Origin of the sequence: Methylobacterium tardum, assembly GCF_023546765.1 — a bacterium.
GTDB lineage: Bacteria > Pseudomonadota > Alphaproteobacteria > Rhizobiales > Beijerinckiaceae > Methylobacterium > Methylobacterium tardum.
In genome coordinates this window covers 3,170,496-3,185,953 of record NZ_CP097484.1, presented here as the reverse complement: position 1 = coordinate 3,185,953, position 15,458 = coordinate 3,170,496, and the positions used below count along the sequence as shown (strand labels likewise).

The 15,458-nt window shown below is 66.9% G+C and carries 16 protein-coding genes and 1 pseudogene; 5 read left to right on the top strand and 12 right to left on the bottom strand.

Going from position 1 to position 15,458, the window contains the following annotated elements; genetic code table 11:
• The first annotated feature begins 337 nt into the window (after positions 1-337).
• The gene (locus M6G65_RS15275; RefSeq protein ID WP_238195307.1) at positions 338-529 is read left to right on the top strand and encodes a hypothetical protein; all 192 of its coding nucleotides are present in this window, start codon (positions 338-340) and stop codon (positions 527-529) included.
• Positions 530-535: 6 nt separating this feature from the next.
• Here M6G65_RS15275 and M6G65_RS15270 read toward each other — a convergent pair whose 3' ends face one another.
• Positions 536-958 carry a DUF1236 domain-containing protein gene (locus tag M6G65_RS15270; RefSeq protein ID WP_238195308.1) on the bottom strand — a complete coding sequence of 141 codons (423 nt, stop codon included), beginning with the start codon at positions 956-958 and terminating at the stop codon, positions 536-538.
• A 128-nt stretch (positions 959-1,086) separates the two neighbouring features.
• A complete protein-coding gene (locus M6G65_RS15265) occupies positions 1,087-1,377 on the bottom strand; it encodes a DUF2312 domain-containing protein (protein ID WP_238195309.1) in 291 nt (96 codons plus the stop codon).
• A 247-nt stretch (positions 1,378-1,624) separates the two neighbouring features.
• Between M6G65_RS15265 and M6G65_RS15260 the strand changes: the two genes are divergently transcribed.
• Positions 1,625-2,311 (top strand): antibiotic biosynthesis monooxygenase family protein, encoded by a 687-nt coding sequence (locus M6G65_RS15260; RefSeq protein ID WP_238195310.1) that lies wholly within the window; start codon positions 1,625-1,627, stop codon positions 2,309-2,311.
• A gap of 33 nt (positions 2,312-2,344) precedes the next feature.
• On the opposite strand, the gene M6G65_RS15255 is transcribed toward M6G65_RS15260, so the two are convergent.
• A complete protein-coding gene (locus tag M6G65_RS15255) occupies positions 2,345-2,524 on the bottom strand; it encodes a hypothetical protein (protein WP_238195311.1) in 180 nt (59 codons plus the stop codon).
• 72 nt (positions 2,525-2,596) lie between these two features.
• Positions 2,597-2,758 carry a hypothetical protein gene (locus M6G65_RS15250; protein WP_238195312.1) on the bottom strand — a complete coding sequence of 54 codons (162 nt, stop codon included), beginning with the start codon at positions 2,756-2,758 and terminating at the stop codon, positions 2,597-2,599.
• Positions 2,759-3,097: 339 nt separating this feature from the next.
• Between M6G65_RS15250 and M6G65_RS15245 the strand changes: the two genes are divergently transcribed.
• Positions 3,098-3,313 (top strand): hypothetical protein, encoded by a 216-nt coding sequence (locus M6G65_RS15245; RefSeq protein WP_238195313.1) that lies wholly within the window; start codon positions 3,098-3,100, stop codon positions 3,311-3,313.
• A gap of 208 nt (positions 3,314-3,521) precedes the next feature.
• A complete protein-coding gene (locus M6G65_RS15240; RefSeq protein ID WP_238195314.1) occupies positions 3,522-3,923 on the top strand; it encodes a SpoIIAA family protein in 402 nt (133 codons plus the stop codon).
• A 1,067-nt stretch (positions 3,924-4,990) separates the two neighbouring features.
• Here the strand turns inward: M6G65_RS15240 and M6G65_RS15235 are convergent.
• The 3 genes from M6G65_RS15235 to M6G65_RS15225 form a co-directional block, all read right to left on the bottom strand.
• Positions 4,991-5,854, bottom strand: coding sequence for a class II aldolase/adducin family protein (locus M6G65_RS15235; RefSeq protein ID WP_238195315.1), 864 nt, complete (start codon positions 5,852-5,854; stop codon positions 4,991-4,993).
• A gap of 154 nt (positions 5,855-6,008) precedes the next feature.
• Positions 6,009-7,313 (bottom strand): MFS transporter, encoded by a 1,305-nt coding sequence (locus M6G65_RS15230; protein WP_238195316.1) that lies wholly within the window; start codon positions 7,311-7,313, stop codon positions 6,009-6,011.
• A gap of 109 nt (positions 7,314-7,422) precedes the next feature.
• A complete protein-coding gene (locus M6G65_RS15225) occupies positions 7,423-8,799 on the bottom strand; it encodes an NAD(P)H-dependent oxidoreductase (RefSeq protein WP_238195317.1) in 1,377 nt (458 codons plus the stop codon).
• 170 nt (positions 8,800-8,969) lie between these two features.
• Here M6G65_RS15225 and M6G65_RS15220 point away from each other — a divergent pair, with 170 nt between their 5' ends.
• Positions 8,970-9,872, top strand: a complete 903-nt coding sequence (locus M6G65_RS15220; RefSeq protein WP_238195318.1) for a LysR family transcriptional regulator — start codon at positions 8,970-8,972, stop codon at positions 9,870-9,872.
• 586 nt (positions 9,873-10,458) lie between these two features.
• Here M6G65_RS15220 and hpxZ read toward each other — a convergent pair.
• The 5 genes and pseudogenes from hpxZ to M6G65_RS15195 form a co-directional block, all read right to left on the bottom strand.
• Positions 10,459-10,863: an oxalurate catabolism protein HpxZ gene (gene hpxZ / locus M6G65_RS15215; protein ID WP_250104135.1), complete on the bottom strand. Its 405-nt coding sequence runs from the start codon at positions 10,861-10,863 to the stop codon at positions 10,459-10,461.
• Positions 10,864-12,045: an amidase gene (locus M6G65_RS15210; protein WP_238195319.1), complete on the bottom strand. Its 1,182-nt coding sequence runs from the start codon at positions 12,043-12,045 to the stop codon at positions 10,864-10,866.
• Positions 12,042-13,657: pseudogene (locus tag M6G65_RS15205) on the bottom strand (ABC transporter ATP-binding protein). The gene M6G65_RS15210 and the pseudogene M6G65_RS15205 overlap by 4 nt, the downstream one beginning before the upstream one ends.
• Positions 13,654-14,481, bottom strand: coding sequence for an ABC transporter permease (locus M6G65_RS15200; protein WP_238195321.1), 828 nt, complete (start codon positions 14,479-14,481; stop codon positions 13,654-13,656). Before M6G65_RS15200 ends, M6G65_RS15205 begins: the two are co-directional and overlap by 4 nt.
• Before the next feature lie 2 nt (positions 14,482-14,483).
• Positions 14,484-15,455, bottom strand: coding sequence for an ABC transporter permease (locus tag M6G65_RS15195; RefSeq protein ID WP_192710907.1), 972 nt, complete (start codon positions 15,453-15,455; stop codon positions 14,484-14,486).
• Positions 15,456-15,458 lie beyond the last annotated feature (3 nt).

Genomic DNA, 15,458 nt, shown 5'->3' with positions numbered 1-15,458 from the left:
CGACATCGAACGGCGGTGGAACACACCGTTGCTGCGCATGGAGGGTTCGGGAATAGAAGCGTAGAGGCGACCGGCACAAGTTTCAGCCGGATGAGCCCCTAGGAAACCTCCGGTGTGAGCAGGTTCCTCGGGTTTAGAAAGGACTTGGTGCCCAGGAAGCTTGGAACTGCGTTTTGGCGTCTCGTGGGCGGCCAGTCCAGCCGCCGCTCCGAAGGGCCGCCCTGAGCAATGTTTTCTCGGAAGCAGACCGAGTATGCGTTCGCGCGCGAAGCTGGATGTCGGCTTCTGGGCCATCCTCTTGGTTGGCGCCCGCTGAGGTCGCGCCTACAGTCGCTCGATGTCCGATAAGCTCAACGCCCTTCTCAACCGCCTCAAGTCTCAGCAGCGCGATCTCATCCTGGCGATGGCTGAGCACGACGGGATGGCCGCCGGTAGCGCTCTGCGTCAGGTCGCCGAGTTAGAGAACGTGATCGCGGCCGTCGAGGCCGTGGCTGATGAAGAAGCCAATCGGGAACGGAAGTCAGGCTGACTCGCGTCAGGGCCGCCCGTCATCAATCACCTCCACGACGCGGCGAGTGCGCGGTTCGACCAGCACGAGATGCCCGTTGATGATCGTGTAGCTGTACTCCGGCAGCGCGAACTCCCGCGGCACGTCGTAGTAGACCACACCGTCCTCCGGTAGCACGGTCCCAATCCGCACCGGGCCAGCGAGTGCGACGGACGGGCGGTGTTCGCCTAGCGCGTAGATGCGAAAACGCTCTCGCCGATCGACACCCAGGATCCCGTTGGCGGTGCCCACGGCCGCCCCGATCGCCCCACCGACGATCGCGCCCAGGGGACCGGCGATCTCCTCGCCGCGGGATGCTCCATCCTGGGCGCCTCGTTCCAATCCTTGCGCGTGGACAGCCGCGGTGAAGCCGAACGTGGCTAAGAGCGCGAGCGTGGCTGGGATGCGCATGCGGTATCTTCCTGCTCGGATGCGCAGGTCTTCAGGCAAGCGCCTGAGGGTGCGAAGACCTGCCGGGAGACGGGGCGAACGTCGGACAGTCGGGACAGCGCCTTACACCGTCCCGACTAGACTGTAGCTCAGGCTGCCTCGGCTAGGGGCGCAGGCGACGGCGCGTCCATGGCGCGCAGGTACACGTCGAGCAGCGTCTCCTGTTCGTCGCGCTCATCTTTATCCTGCTTGCGGATCTTTAGGATCTCCTTGAGCACCTTCACGTCCAAGCCCTCACTCTTGGCCTCGGCAAAGATCTCCTTCTTGGCCTCCATGAGGTCCTTGATCTCTTCCTCCAGTCGCTCGACGCGCTCAATAATCGAGCAGATGCGCTCGCCTGCCACGGCCACGGTGTCGGTGACTTCAATCTTCCCAGGCATGCGCTGATCCTTGCTATGAGGCGCGCGACCGTGGCCGGTCAGGGTAAGCGTGGCGTTAAAGGGGACCAAATGGCCGGAGGCCCTGCTGTCCCGCCGCTAGACCGACCCGCTCATGGCAATGGTGGGCGGATCACCTTCCGGTAGCCGGTCAGCAACGGCTGGGACCGGCGTAGAGCCTCGGCCGGATCGGGTGTAAGCCTGATGTCACCATAACGACCAGCAGGACGCCATGCAGAAGGAATGACGCGTGTTCTCCGTGATCTTCGAAGCTCATCCGCGCGCCGAGCAGTGGGACGCCTATCTCGGGCACGCCAAGATCCTGCGGCCCGAGTTGGAGCAGATCGACGGCTTCGTGGAGAATGTCCGCTACCGCAGCCTCACCCGCGAGGGCTGGATTCTGTCGCTCTCAGGTTGGCGCGACGAGAAGGCCGTGGTGCGCTGGCGAACGCGAGTGCGGCACCACGAGGCCCAGGCCACGGGTCGGTCCGAGATCCTGCACGACTACCACCTGCGCGTCGGTCAGGTCACCAAGGACACGCAGGTTCCCACGGGTCACGCGTTGACCGAGCAGCGCCTGGACGAGACCGAGACCGGCTTAGGCACGACCATTAGGCTGATCGATGCAAGCCGCCCGCTTGGCGGGACAGAACAGGCGAGCCCGGACGCGCTCGCCCGATGGCTTGGCCTCAGCCCCAAGACAGATGGCCTCGTCGCCTGGGACGTGTTCGAGGCCATCCTGACGCCAGGTGACTTCGTCCTGCTTCTATCCTGGCGAAATCGTGGGGCCGCCGAAGGGTTCGAGCCGGAGGTCGCGCTGCCGGAAGAAAGCAGGCTGCGCCGCGTCCGCGTGGTACGCGACTACGGCATGTTCGACCGCAGGGAGGCGCCGCAATACTACCCCGACGAAGCAGGTGCGGAGACCATCCACGACTGATGGATTCAGAGTTCAGCAGGGCTGGTCACGCCCTCAGGCATCGTCAGCATCAAGTATGGTCTCCAGATCGCCAACCAGCGCTTCCAGTTGGTCGGCCGTCGCCTTCAGCTTAAGCTTCGTCCCATCCTGCGCCTCGATGGCAATCTCAATGTGGTCCTCGATCCGTGCCGCCAGCGCGTCCTTGATCGTGAAAGTCGTCACGTCGTTGGCCATCATACCTCCTCGATCACTCTTTGACCTGAGCGGAGAGCGCCTCGACGGCGCCCTCACATACGGCGGCTGAGACTACTCCTTGTCGCCGCGGTGGATGCCCTTCTCGCGGTTCTCCTTCAGGCGGCCATCGTCCGAGTGATGGACCGTGCCCTGGTTGTCGTGATTTGGGTCCTTGTTGTTCTTCGTGGAGTGATCAGTATTGCTTGACTGGTTCTGCTGCTTCTTGTCGGTCATCTAGGCAAATCTCCTTCGGCGGCCGCCAGTACCGGCAGTTGTCCCGACAACATGCGGCTACGATACGAGTTCCAGGGACGGTATCAGCTTTATCTCACCTGCACTGCGACACTCCGTCAGACTCGGCGAGGCGCATCGTTGCTTCGAAGAGCATCATGGGTCCACGGAAGCTCTTGTGAGAGTTCGTCAACCGGCGATGGCTGCCATGTCATTGAATGCGCGTCAGCACCTGTCGCCTGCGGCGCACACTCTGGACCGCTCACGGGTCTGTGATCGGTCCGCTCCGATTTCGACTGCATTCTTAATTCGGTATGCCAGGGGTCGGGGTTACGAGACCTCATGAACGAGACGCACCAGATCCTGACGTGCATCGCCAAGGCTCTCGGCGTGCCCGTGGAGACGTTCACGGGCCCATTCGCCGAGTCCGATGCGGCGATGCTCGGCGAGTTGATCTCCATGTGGCTCTCGATCGGCCGGGGGGCAGACCGCAACAAGGTGCTGGGCTACACCCGCGCCATCCTGGCCGCTCAGCAGCAGGTCGAGATGCGTCGCTGAGAGTGTCGTTGGGGACAGTAGCGTCCGGCGTGTACTCACCGGCCCCTTCCACCTCTGACCGGGACAGGGACTGAGATGCCGCAGGTCCGGGCAGGGCCCGGCGAGCCTCTTATCGCGCTTGATGGCCGCAGCCCGAGCATCTGCGGATCCGGACTCACCACCGCGCGGTTTCCGACGATTGCCAAACGATGTAGCCCCGGAGAGCTTCATGAACGCTGCACCAGACGGGTCCGTCATCCAGCGCGACGCGCCGCGGGCTGATCTCATCGCCTTCGAGATCAAGGACAAAATCACGAAGCCGGACATCGAGTGGATGTCCTCGATCACCGACGAGGCCATGAAGGCGCATGGTAAGATCGACATGTTGCTCATTATGTCGAACTACGAAGGCTCGGATCTTGGCGCGAAGTTCGACGGCTACGCGAACGAAGTAAAGGTCCGGTCGGTGGCCCATATTCGGAAGTACGTCGTGGTCGGCGCACCAACGTTCGCTCGCGCCATGATCAAGCTGTCGGGGACGGTCATCCCGGTCGAGACGAAAACGTTCGATCTAGCTGAGGAGGCTGCGGCTTGGGCCTATCTCGTGGAGGCTGGACCAGCCGCGGGTTGAAGGTCTTGGGCAGCGTCACGGGGTTGAACAATCAGGCGTGCTGCCGATTGTCTGGGCTTCTCGAAAGCGGCCAGCTTGAACTGCGACAACCTATGTGCTCGGCCATTGCTACAGTGGCGGCAGCCGTCTCTCCGGGATCCCTGAGGTTGCACGTCCGTCGACGTCGACACCATCATTCATCGTCGACGGCAACGACCAACCGTGACGAAATATTCGTCACCCGCCCATCGCACCTCGCCGAAACTCTATCGGTCGAGATCTGGCGCTTGGCACCTGCCTCGTGGGCTGCTTCCGACCATCCTCAGACTTTCGGAAGGTCCGCTTGCCGAAGGTCTGATCTACCCCGAATGACCGAAAGTGGCCGATCTTGTTGAAAAACTCGGGATCGGGTCGAAGCAGCGTCGTGAAGGGCGTCGGCCGGAGAAAGTTCCACTATGGGATAGCCCAGAACACACTGTTGGAATGGGGATGTATAGTCCGCACGAGACAAACCTTCTCCCGGGCACCACCTTCGATGCCGCTCGAAGCGCTGTCTCCGAGTTTTTCAACAAAATCGGCCTGTTGCGGCTTTTCCGCTTCTGAACAGGAAACCAGAAAAGCGGACGCTGTTGTAACGCCCGCTTACGACCGAGGCCGTGTGAAAACGCGGAAGTGCTAGAAGGACCTTTTCTCGATACCTCTGCTAAATATCGGAACGGGCGCCCTACATACTTCCGGGCCACCGTTTATTAGGCTAGAATGTCTAGCATATATTATATTATCCGCCAATTCCGGAATGTACCTGTGTTTTCACACAGCCTCGACTCTTTGCAGAAGCTCGAAACTTCCGCTTCCAAACGGTCAAATGGATCGAATCCGGTAACTTGTAGCCAGAAGCCGTCCGGGTGCCTCCCGCACCGGAACCGCAGGGACAGCTATCTAGCGCGACCTGGCGTAGCGCGTGAGGAGCAGCGTTATCGCGGAGCACCGCCAGCACCGTAGCCGCCAGGCCGTACTCCCCGCATTGAACTCCGGGGGCGACCTCTGCGACCAGCGGCGAACGCTGGCTACGAAGCCGCCCTCCAACCTTATGCGAACATGTCGGGCTGGGTCTCGGCGATGTGGTTGTACAACGTCTGGAAGTGCAGCCAGCCGATGTAATCGCTTCCGACGTGCTCGCGGCTGTAGCGGGCGGTTTTCTCAGAGAGGAGCTGCGGCTTGATGCCGGAGGCCTCGACCAGGAGCTGCTGCTGGCAGGCACGCTCCAGGGCGATGAACCAGAAGGCCGCGTCGTCGATGCTGTGGCGCGAGCAGGTCAGCAGCCCGTGGTTCTGGTGCAGCACGCCGCGGTTGCGGCCGATCTGCTGGGCCACCGAGAGGCCGCTCTCCTTCTCCACCGCCACGGCGCCCGCCGAGGCGCCAATCACCGCATGGCTGTTATAGAAAGCCGCCGCATCCTGGCTGATCATATCGAGCGGCCGGCCGGTGGCGCACCACGCGGTGCCGTAGGTCGTGTGCGCGTGGCACATCGCCATGACTTCCGGATACTCCTCGTGCACGGCGGCGTGGAGGACGAAGCCGGCCCGATTGATGGCGTGGCGTCCCTCGACCACCCGGCCCGTATGGTCGGCCAGGATCAGATTAGACATTCGCACTTGCGAGAAGTGCACGCACATCGGGTTGGTCCAGTACAGCTCCGGACGCTCCGGGTCGCGGATCGTCAGGTGTCCGGCGAAGCCGTAGTCGAAGCCGTGCATCGCGAAGGCGCGACAGGCGGCCACGAGGTGCTGCTTGCGGTACGCGCGCTCCTCGGCGTGATTGGCGGATTCGGGGATCTCCGGGAAGATCAGGCAGGCCTGCTCGGGCTGGTAGATCGAGGTCCGCTTGCGGCCGGCATCGTTGTTAGGCAGGTCGAGGGCGACGGCCTCGTTGTGGGAATGATCGTCGAGCATGGTGCGACTTCCATTAGAGTAAGGGGTAAGGAAAATGAGGCGATCCGGCCGTACGACAGCTGCTAACGCACGAAGTCAGTAGTAGCCGGTCAACGCCCCTCGCCGCTCGGTCTCAGACGCTATGCAGCTGAGCGAGCTTAGACGGGAGACTAGACTATCGGTCGCCCAGTGAGGCCGGGATGATCCGGATCAGCGCTGCCCCCACCAACATGCAAGCGGCCACCGCGTAGAGGCCGATCGCAGGGTTGCCGGTGAGCACGTTCAGGCCGCCCACCATGTAGGGCGAGACGAACCCGGCGAGGTTGCCGATGCAGTTGATCGTGGCGATGCCGGCCGCCGCCGAGGTGCCCGCCAGGAACGCGCAGGGCACGCCCCAGAACAGTGACAGCGCCGAGAGCATGCCGGCCGTGCCAACGCACAGCCAAGCCACTGCCGCAACCGGGCTTTGGCCGACATAGCCGGCAAGCGCCAAGCCGACGGAGCCGATCGCCAGCGCCACCGAGAAGTGCGCCCGCCGCCGTCGGGTGCGGTCGGCGCTGATGCCGGTGAGGATGATGGTCGGGATCGCGACGAGGTAGGGAATCGATGAGAGCCAGCCGATCGTCGCGACGTCCTTGATGCCGGAGTCCTTCACGATCGACGGCAGCCAGAAGCTGATCCCGTAAAGGCCGATAATCGTCATGAAGTAGACGCCACTGAGCTTCCAGATCCGCGCGTCCCGGAGGAAGGCCGTAGATGATGCGTGCACGACCTTGTCACCGTCCTCCCGGCGGAGCTCCGCACTCACCTCCGCCTTCTCGGCATCGGTGAGCCAGGAGGCCTGCTCGGGCTTGTCGACCATTAGGAAGAGCACGGCGATACCGGCCAGCAGAGAGGGCGCCGCCTCCAGCAGGAACAGCCACTGCCACGCCTTCATCACGCCGGAGCCGGTGAAGTGCTCTAGGATCAGCCCCGAGACCGGTCCGCCGACGACGCCCGCGAGCGGGATTGCGATGTAGTAGAAGCCCAGGGCGAAGCCGCGCTTCTTGGCCGGAAACCAGTAGGTCAGGTAGAGCATGATGCCGGGCGAGAACCCGGCCTCGGCGAGCCCAAGGAAGAAACGCGCTACGTAGAACTGAATCGGCGTTGTCACGAACAGCGTCAGCGCCGAGATGATTGCCCAGCTGATCATGATCCGAGCGATCCAGACCCGGGCGCCGAGCCGGTGCAGGGCGAGGTTGCTGGGGACCTCGAACAGGAAGTAGCCGATGAAGAAGACCCCGGCCCCGAAGCCGTAGACGGCGTCGCTGAAGCCGAGATCGGCCATCATCTGGAGCTTGGCGAAGCCGACATTCACCCGGTCGAGATAGGCGACCAAATAGCAGACGACGATGAACGGCATGATCCGCCACGTGATCTTGCGGTAGACGTTCGTCTCCGCCACCGGGGTGGTCAGGCCGATACTGGCTGCGTGATCCATCGTTTCCTCCGATCGGCCCATTGGCGGGCTCTGTCGCGATGTTGCGAAACCATGGCCGGCCTCGCCGCTACGGGCGGGGCCGGCGCGCGATCAGGGGCGCGACGCTCGGTCAGGCGACCTTGCGCGCGGCGTCAGCTAGGCCGAGCTCCCGCCGGAACAGGGTCTCCATCTCGCGCCGGACGCGGATCGCCTCCTGGCCCGCGTCGAACGCGACGTCGCTCCAGCGCACGGCACGGCCGGCGGGAACGTCGTGCTTGAGCACCATGTTGTGGGCCAGTCCGATCGGCAGGGCGTCCTGCGCCAGCGAGTCCGCCGTCGGCATCAGCTTGCCGTAGACGGTGAACCCGCCCTCGCCGTCGAGCCGCTCGCCGGCCTTGAGGGCCCGTTTGGCGGTGGCCGCCACGTCGCCGCGCCACTCCCCCGTGGCGCCCGTGGCCTCACCGCGGACCGCGATGGAGGCCACCGAGATCCCGAGCTCTAGGCCGATCAGGTGGTAGGGTTTGTAGGTGGCGGCGAAGCGGCCACTGTCGTCGGTCCTGAGCCCGTACTGGGCAAAACAGTCGCGCACGTAGGGGCTCGGCGCCTCAAACACCGCGTAGACGCCCCAGCGCAGGTCACGGAACACCGGCCGGCCGTCTCGCTCGATGGACGAAACCACCTCGACCGTGCCCCGCTCCGCCAGGATGCCGCCGTCGGCCACGGGCCGCAGGACGCTCGGCAGGTCGTCGACGCCGCAGGGCGGGAAGGCGAGGCCGTCGCGCGGAGGGGTGAGTCCGCAGGCATTGGCCACCGCGGCCATCTCCAGCGCCGACTTGGTGCCGTCGAGGAAGGAGTTGAACATCTGCGGATTGAAGTCGCCCCCCGCGACCTGCTCGGCGCTGAAGCCGTAATGGCCCCAGACCGTGTCGGGTGTGGAGGCGTGGTAGGCCGGCAGGTACTTCGTCCCCTTGCCGGCACAGATCACCTCAAGGCCGATGGTGCGCGCCCAGTCGACCAGCTCGGCTATGAGCGCCGGCTGGTCGCCTGAGGCCATGGAGTAGATCACCCCTGCCTCCGCGGCCCGGCGGGCAAGCAGCGGCCCGGCGAGCACGTCCGCCTCGACGTTGACCATCACGATGTGCTTGGCCGCCGCACACGCCTTGAGCGTGTGGTGGATGCCGGCCGCCGGGCTGCCCGTGGCGTCGATCACGATGTCCACGAAGGGGCTCGCGATCATCGCGTCGGCATCCTCGGTGACGAAGGTGGTGCCGGCCCGTGCGGCCTCCTCCATCCCGCGTGCCGCGAAGCGGGCCTCGTCCCAGCCCACCCGCCGCAGGGACTGGCGGGCCCGGTCCGGCGACAGGTCGGCCACCGCGATCAGGTGGATACCCGGGGTGCGCGGCGCCTGCGACAGGTACATGGAGCCGAACTTGCCGGCGCCGATCAGGCCCACCCGGACGGGTCGGCCCTCCTGCGCGCGCTGCTGCAGCTTGGAAAACAAGGCCATTTCGCGATCTCCCTGGGCTTTCCGCGGTCGATCCGGATCCGGGCTCGGTTCCCGCCGCGTTTGCACTTTGTCGCGAGATCGGAATTATCATTCGGATTTGCGCACGCCCATGCGAAGGATTGCAAAGGCGCCGTGCGCAAATTCCCATCCCTGGGGCCCGGCGGCGCTTGATGTCCGACTTCGACCGGAACGACCTGCGCGCTTTCCTTGCCGCCGCCCGGGCCGGACGACTGACGGTGGCGGCCCAGCGCATGGGCGTCGATCATTCGACCCTGAGCCGACGCCTCTCCGCCCTGGAGGGCACCCTCGGCGCGCGCCTATTCGACCGCCGCCCGTCCGGCTTCGCCCTCACCAATGCGGGGGAGCGCCTGCTGGCGGATGCCGAGCGCATGGAGAGCCTGGCGATCGGCCTGCCCGCGCGGTTGGACGCGGACGCGCATCAGGTCGGCGGAACCGTTCGGCTCGGCACGCCCGAGGCCTTCGGGACCTATTTCCTCGCCCCACGCCTCGCCGAACTCTGCACCGCCCAGCCGGCGCTGGAGGTCGAGCTGGTGGCCAACCCGCGCAGCTTCAGCCTGTCGAAGCGAGAAGCAGACCTTGCCATCGGCATGACCCGGCCCGAGACCGGACGGCTCTACGCCCGCAAGCTGGTGGATTACGCGCTGGGCCTCTACGCGGCGCGGCGCTACGTCGAGGCCGCGGAGACGATCCGCAGCGTGGACGATCTGCCGCGCCATCGCTGGGTCGGCTACGTCGAGGATCTGCTCTGGACGAGCGAGCTCAACTACCTGCCGCAGGTCTCGGCGGCGATCCACCCGCAGGCGCGGATCTCGAACGTCATCACTCAGCTGGAGGCGGTGCGCGGCGGCGCCGGCCTCGCCGTTCTGCCGCACTTCCTAGCGCGCGGTTGCCAGGACCTCGTGGCCGTCCTTCCCGAGGTGCACATCGTCCGGGCTTACTGGCTCATCGCCCACGCGGATACGCGTGATCTGCCGCGGGTCCGGCTGGTCTCGGACTTCCTGACCCGGCAGGCCGAGGCGGCCGGCAACGCCTTTTGGCTGGCGCCGCCGTAAAACTCGGGCCCGGACCATTCGAGAACTGCCGGATCAGCTCAGCCTGGACGAGTTGGCCGCCTTGTGGCGGTCGCTGAGGCCGGCAGCTTGGCCAAGGTCACGGAGGCGCAGGGAAGGAACACTTCCGTGCTGTCGCGGCGCGTGAGTTCGTCGATGATGTGGCGTCAGCCATCAAGACTGGGTGGGTGCGATAAGCTGCCCCTGCCTGATGCACCCTGATGTTCGCTTCCGGTGGAAGCGATCACGCGTTTCTACGGCAGGGTCAAGTCGGATGGGGAAGGTCAGCTTTCTGGCAGCAGTCCAGAGTTCGATTGCCACCCTTCTGTGACGTTCGCCCTTTGAACCCTTTGTCCGCTTCGGAGCAGGCCAGCGGCCCCGCTCAACGGCTGTCTTGGCCTCGAAGCGGCCGGCCGCAGCTGGCCGAAAGCCGCCGGTCCGCTTTCGGAAGTAGTCGCCGGAAAAGCAGACGGCCTCTTAACGACCCATCTGAGACGTTCACGTGGGCCGTCAGCGGCGGCCGATCCTGGCCGAAAGCGGAATGGCTGCTTCGGAGAAAAACTGACAGGAAAGCAGCCCGCCTACGCGCCTATGAGCAATCTGCAGCCGGCATGATCGACACGTGAGCTGACACCACCTTCCAACCGCGGTCGGGTAGGCGCATCCAGGTCTGGCTCTGCCGCCCGATGCCAGGCTTGCCGCGCGGCTTGAACTCCAGATTGACCGTAGCGAAGTCGCTCCCGAGCGTCAGGATCTCCAGCCGGATGCGCGCCTCCTTGGTCCCGCCCGGCGGCGGATCAGCTGCGACGCGCGCGGCGTGGACTTCGGCGAAGCCGTAGCAGTTCTCGCCGAGGGCGTAGCGGATCGTGTGCGGGCTGTCCCAGAAGGTCGCGTCGAGCACAGCGACATCCTTCTCGGCGAGCGCCTGCTCGTAGCGCTCGAACAAAGCCGCGATCTCGGCCACGATGTCGGGGCGGTTCACCGTCACATCCATTCAACCCTCCAGGGCGACCGCAAGGCGGATCAGATCAAGGTCGGTCCCGCGCGCACCGAGGATCGACAGGCCAACCGGAGCGCCGTCGACCCGTGCGCCCGGTAGATTGACCTGCGGGACGCCGGTGAGGCCGCCGTGGCTCGTCAGGCAGGCGATGCGCTCTCGCAGGGGATGCAGCGCGTCGAGCGGCAGCCCGCGCAACGGCGCCGGGAACGGCGTGGTCGGAAGGCACAGGATCGTGCCGGGGGGCAGAAGCCGGGCGAGGCGAGCCCGGGCCTCGATCCGCATCAGGCTCGCGGCGCTGCGCTCGGCATCGGTCATCATCGAGCCCTGAATCAGCGAGCGTGCGACCGAGAAGGCCAGGCGTGGATTGCAGGCATCGAGCCAGGGCTCGAAGGTCTGCCACGCCTCGCTGCTCTGCAGGACGCGCTGCGCCCGCTGCCACACGGACAGGCCCTGCGGCGCCAGGGTCACGTCGCGCCGATTGCCAACCAGGGCGGCCAAGCGGTCGATCTGCGGGGCCAGCGCCTCCTGGACCGCCGCGTCGGCGAAGCCGAGCGCGTCCGCTGCTACGAGGAGCGTGCGCGGCAGGTGGTCCGGCACGGCTTGGCCGAACAGCACCTCGCCCACCCGCGCGAAGGTTGCCGCGTCCCGGGCGAACCAGCCGCAGGTATCCGAGCTCGGCGCCTGGACGCAGATCCCGGCGAAGTCGATGCGGCCGTGCGTCGGCCGGATGCCGTAGAGCCCGCAGTAGCTCGCTGGGACCCGAACGGAGCCGCCGGTATCCGTGCCCAGGGCGAAGTCGCAGGCGCCCGCGGCCACCGCGGAGGCCGAGCCGCTCGACGAGCCGCCGGGCACTCGATCGGGCGCCGCGGGATTGAGCGGCGTGCCGTCATGGGCGTTCTCGCCGAGGATCCCCAGCGAGACCTCATCGGTCACGGTCTTGCCGACGATTGAGGCGCCCGCATCGAGCAGCGTCTGCACCACGCCGGCATGGCGGGTCGGCGTCGGGTAGACGCGCGGCCAATCCGGGTTGCCGCCCCCCGTGGGGGTGTCCGCGACGTCGATCAGGTCCTTCACGGCAAAGGCGAGGCCGGCGAGCGGCCCCGTCGCGGATCCCGCGACGCGCACGCGCGGCCCGGGCAGGAACGGGTCCGTCGAGAGGGGCTGCGCGGTGGTCATGCGGGGATCGGGTCCTGCCATTGGGCGCCGGGCACGGCAGCGAACAGCGCCTTGGTGTAGGGGTGCTTCGGCGCGAAAAAGATCTCGGATGTCGGCGCGACCTCGACCACCTGACCGGACCGCATCACCGCGATCCGGTCGCAGACCTGCAGTGCGACCCGGAGATCGTGGGTCACGAACAGCATGCTGAGGTGGAGCCGCGCCTTGATGTCGGCGAGCAGCGCCAGGACCTGCGCCTGCACCGAGACGTCCAGGGCCGAGACCGGCTCGTCGGCCACCAGAATTTCGGGCTTCATGGCGAGCGCCCGGGCGATGCCGATCCGCTGGCGCTGGCCGCCGCTGAACTCATGTGGGAAGCGCTGTGCCGCCGCAGGGTCGAGGCCGACCAGCGCCAGCATCTCGCACGCCTGGACCCGCGCGATGCCGGGTTCGGTGCCGTGGATGATCGGCCCCTCGGCGACGATATCGACCACGCGCTGGCGCGGATTGAGGGAGCCGTAGGGATCCTGGAACACCATCTGCACGCGCCGGCGATGCGGGCGCATCTGGCGGCGGCTCAGGTCGGCGACGCTGTGCCCGGCCAGCAGGATCTCGCCGCCGTCGACCGGCATCAGCCGGGTGAGCGCCCGCGCCAGCGTGCTCTTGCCCGAGCCGCTCTCGCCGACGAGACCCAGGGTCTCGCCCCGCCGCAGCAGGATGTCCACGCCGTCGAGGGCCCGGGTGACGCGGCCCCCGAACAGGCCGCGGGCGCCGTAGGTCTTCTCGACCCGCTTGGCCTCCACCACCAGGGGGCGGTGCTGGGCGTGCGCCGCGGCGGCGGGACGAGCTTCGGCACGGCGGCGATGAGCGCGCGCGTGTACGGGTGCTTCGGCGCCCCGAGGACCGAGGCCGCCGGCCCCTGCTCGACCAAGACGCCCTTCTGCAGCACCGCGACCGTGTCGGCGATGTCGGCCACCACGCCGAAATCGTGCGTGATGAACAGGACGCTCGTGCCGTGCTCGCGCTGCAGGTCGCGGATCAGGGAGAGGATCTGCGCCTGCGTGGTGACGTCGAGCGCCGTGGTCGGCTCGTCGGCGATGAGCAGCCGCGGGTTCAGCGCCAGCGCCATGGCGATCATCGCCCGCTGGCGCTGGCCGCCCGAGAGCTGGTGCGGGTAGGCGCGCAGCAGCCGGGCCGGGTCCGGAAGGTGGACGCTCGCAAGCAGCGCGAGGATGCGCGCCCGGCGGTCCGCGCGCCGGAGCGTCGTGTGGATGCGCAGGACCTCGTCGATCTGCCGCCCGATCGTGTGGAGCGGGTTCAGGGCCGTCATCGGCTCCTGGAAGATCATCGCGATGCGGGCACCCCGGACTTTGCGCATCTGACGCGGGGTGATCGCGGCGAGATCCGCGCCCTCGAACTGGATGCGCCCTCCGGCCACGCGCACGCGCGGTCCCGGGAGCAGGCCGAGGATCGCGCGGGCCACCATCGACTTGCCCGATCCGCTCTCGCCGATCAGGCAGGTGACCGCGCCGGGGCGCAGGACGAGATCGAGGCCGCTGACGGCGTTCGGACGGTCCGCGCCGGGCGGGAGCGTGATCGTCAGTTTCTCGATCTCGAGGACAGCGTCGCTCATCGCTCTCGGAGCCTCGGGTTTAGGACCTCGTTCAGGCCATCCCCGACGAGGTTGATGGCGAGGACGGTCAGCAGGATCGCGAGGCCGGGGAAGGTACAGATCCACCAGGCCGACCGGAGGACCGCGCGGCCCGAACTGATGATCAGGCCCCAGCTCATCACGTTGGGATCGCTCAAGCCCAGGAAGGCGAGCCCCGCCTCGATCAGGACCGCCGTGCCGATCAGCAGCGTGCCGACCGCGATGATCGCCGCGGTGCAGTTCGGCAGCATGTGTCGGAAGACGATGCGGGCGTCGCCCGCCCCCAGGCCGTCGCAGGCCAGCACGAACTCGCGGCCGCCGAGCGCCACGAACTCGCCCCGGACGAGGCGGGCGATGCCGGGCCAGGAGACGGCCACGATGGCCACGACCTCGCTGAACAGCGACGGCGACAGGAACGCCACGATCAGGATCGCCAGCACGAAGGCGGGGATCGTCTGGAAGAACTCGGTGAGCCGCATCAGCGCGACCTCGACGCCGCCCCGGTAGTAGCCGGCGAGCCCGCCGATCAGGGTCCCGAGCAGGATCGCCGCCCCGGTCGCGCTGAGGCCGATGATCAGGGAGGTGCGGGCGCCGTACGCGATCTCGGCGGCCACATCCCGGCCCAGCGTGTCGGTGCCGAGCAGAAACGGGCCGCCCGGCGGCTGGAGGGCCGGGCCGACAAGCGCGAACGGATCGCCGGGATAGAGGAGCGGCGTGAGCGCCACGAGGACGACCAGCCCGAGGAGAACCGCCGCGCCCGCGAGCGCGAGGCGGTTGCGCGCGAACCGCGCCAAGCCCGTGCGCATCGCTAGAGCTCCAACCGCGGATCGAGGCAGACGTAGACGAGGTCGACGGCGAGGTTGATCACGACCACGAGGCAGGCCGAGACGAAGAAGATGCCGAGGAGCAGGTTGAGGTCGCGCGACTGGAGCGCGTTGAAGGCCAGCGTGCCGACCCCCGGCCAGCCGAACACCGTCTCGACCACGATCGAGCCGCCGATCAGGTTGCCGGCCTGCACGCCCGCCATGGTGACCACCGGCAGCAGCGCGTTGCGCAGGACGTGCCCGGTCATCACCCGCGCCTCGGTCTGACCCTTGGCGCGCGCGGTGGTGACGTAGTCCATGCCGACCTGCTCCAGCACGGAGGCGCGCATCACCCGGGCGTAGACCGCGAGGTAGAACAGCGCGAGCGCGACGGCCGGCATGACGAGGTGGCGGCCGACGTCCCAGACCTCGTCCCAGCCCTCGTTGTCGGCGCCGACCGTGTCGTAGCCGCTGGTGGGCAGCCAGCCGAGGCGGATCGCGAAGACCACGATCATCATCAGCCCGAGCCAGAAGCCCGGGGTCGCGTAGGCAATGAGGCTGACCAGGGAGATGACCGCGTCGCGCCAGGAATTGCGCCCGGTCGCCGCCACGAGGCCCAGCAGCGTGCCGATCAGCAACGCGGCCGCGAAGGCGGTCAGCATCAGCAGCCCGGTCGGCCAGAGCCGGTCGACGATCAGGCTCCCAACCGGGCTGTCGTTGCGGAACGAGTAGCCGAGATCGAGGTGGAGCATGTTGAGCAGGTAGACGCCGAACTGCGTGGCAAGCGGCTGGTCGAGGCCGAACTTGTGGCGCAGCTGCTCCATGTATTCGGGGCTGGCCGCGCCGCTCTCGCCCGCCAGCACGGAGGCCGCATCGCCGGGCGCGAGGTGGATCAGGAAGAAGTTGAGCACGACGATGCCGAGCACCACCGGGATCGCCAGCAGCAGCCGGTAACCGAGGAAACGCGCGAGCCGCACGGG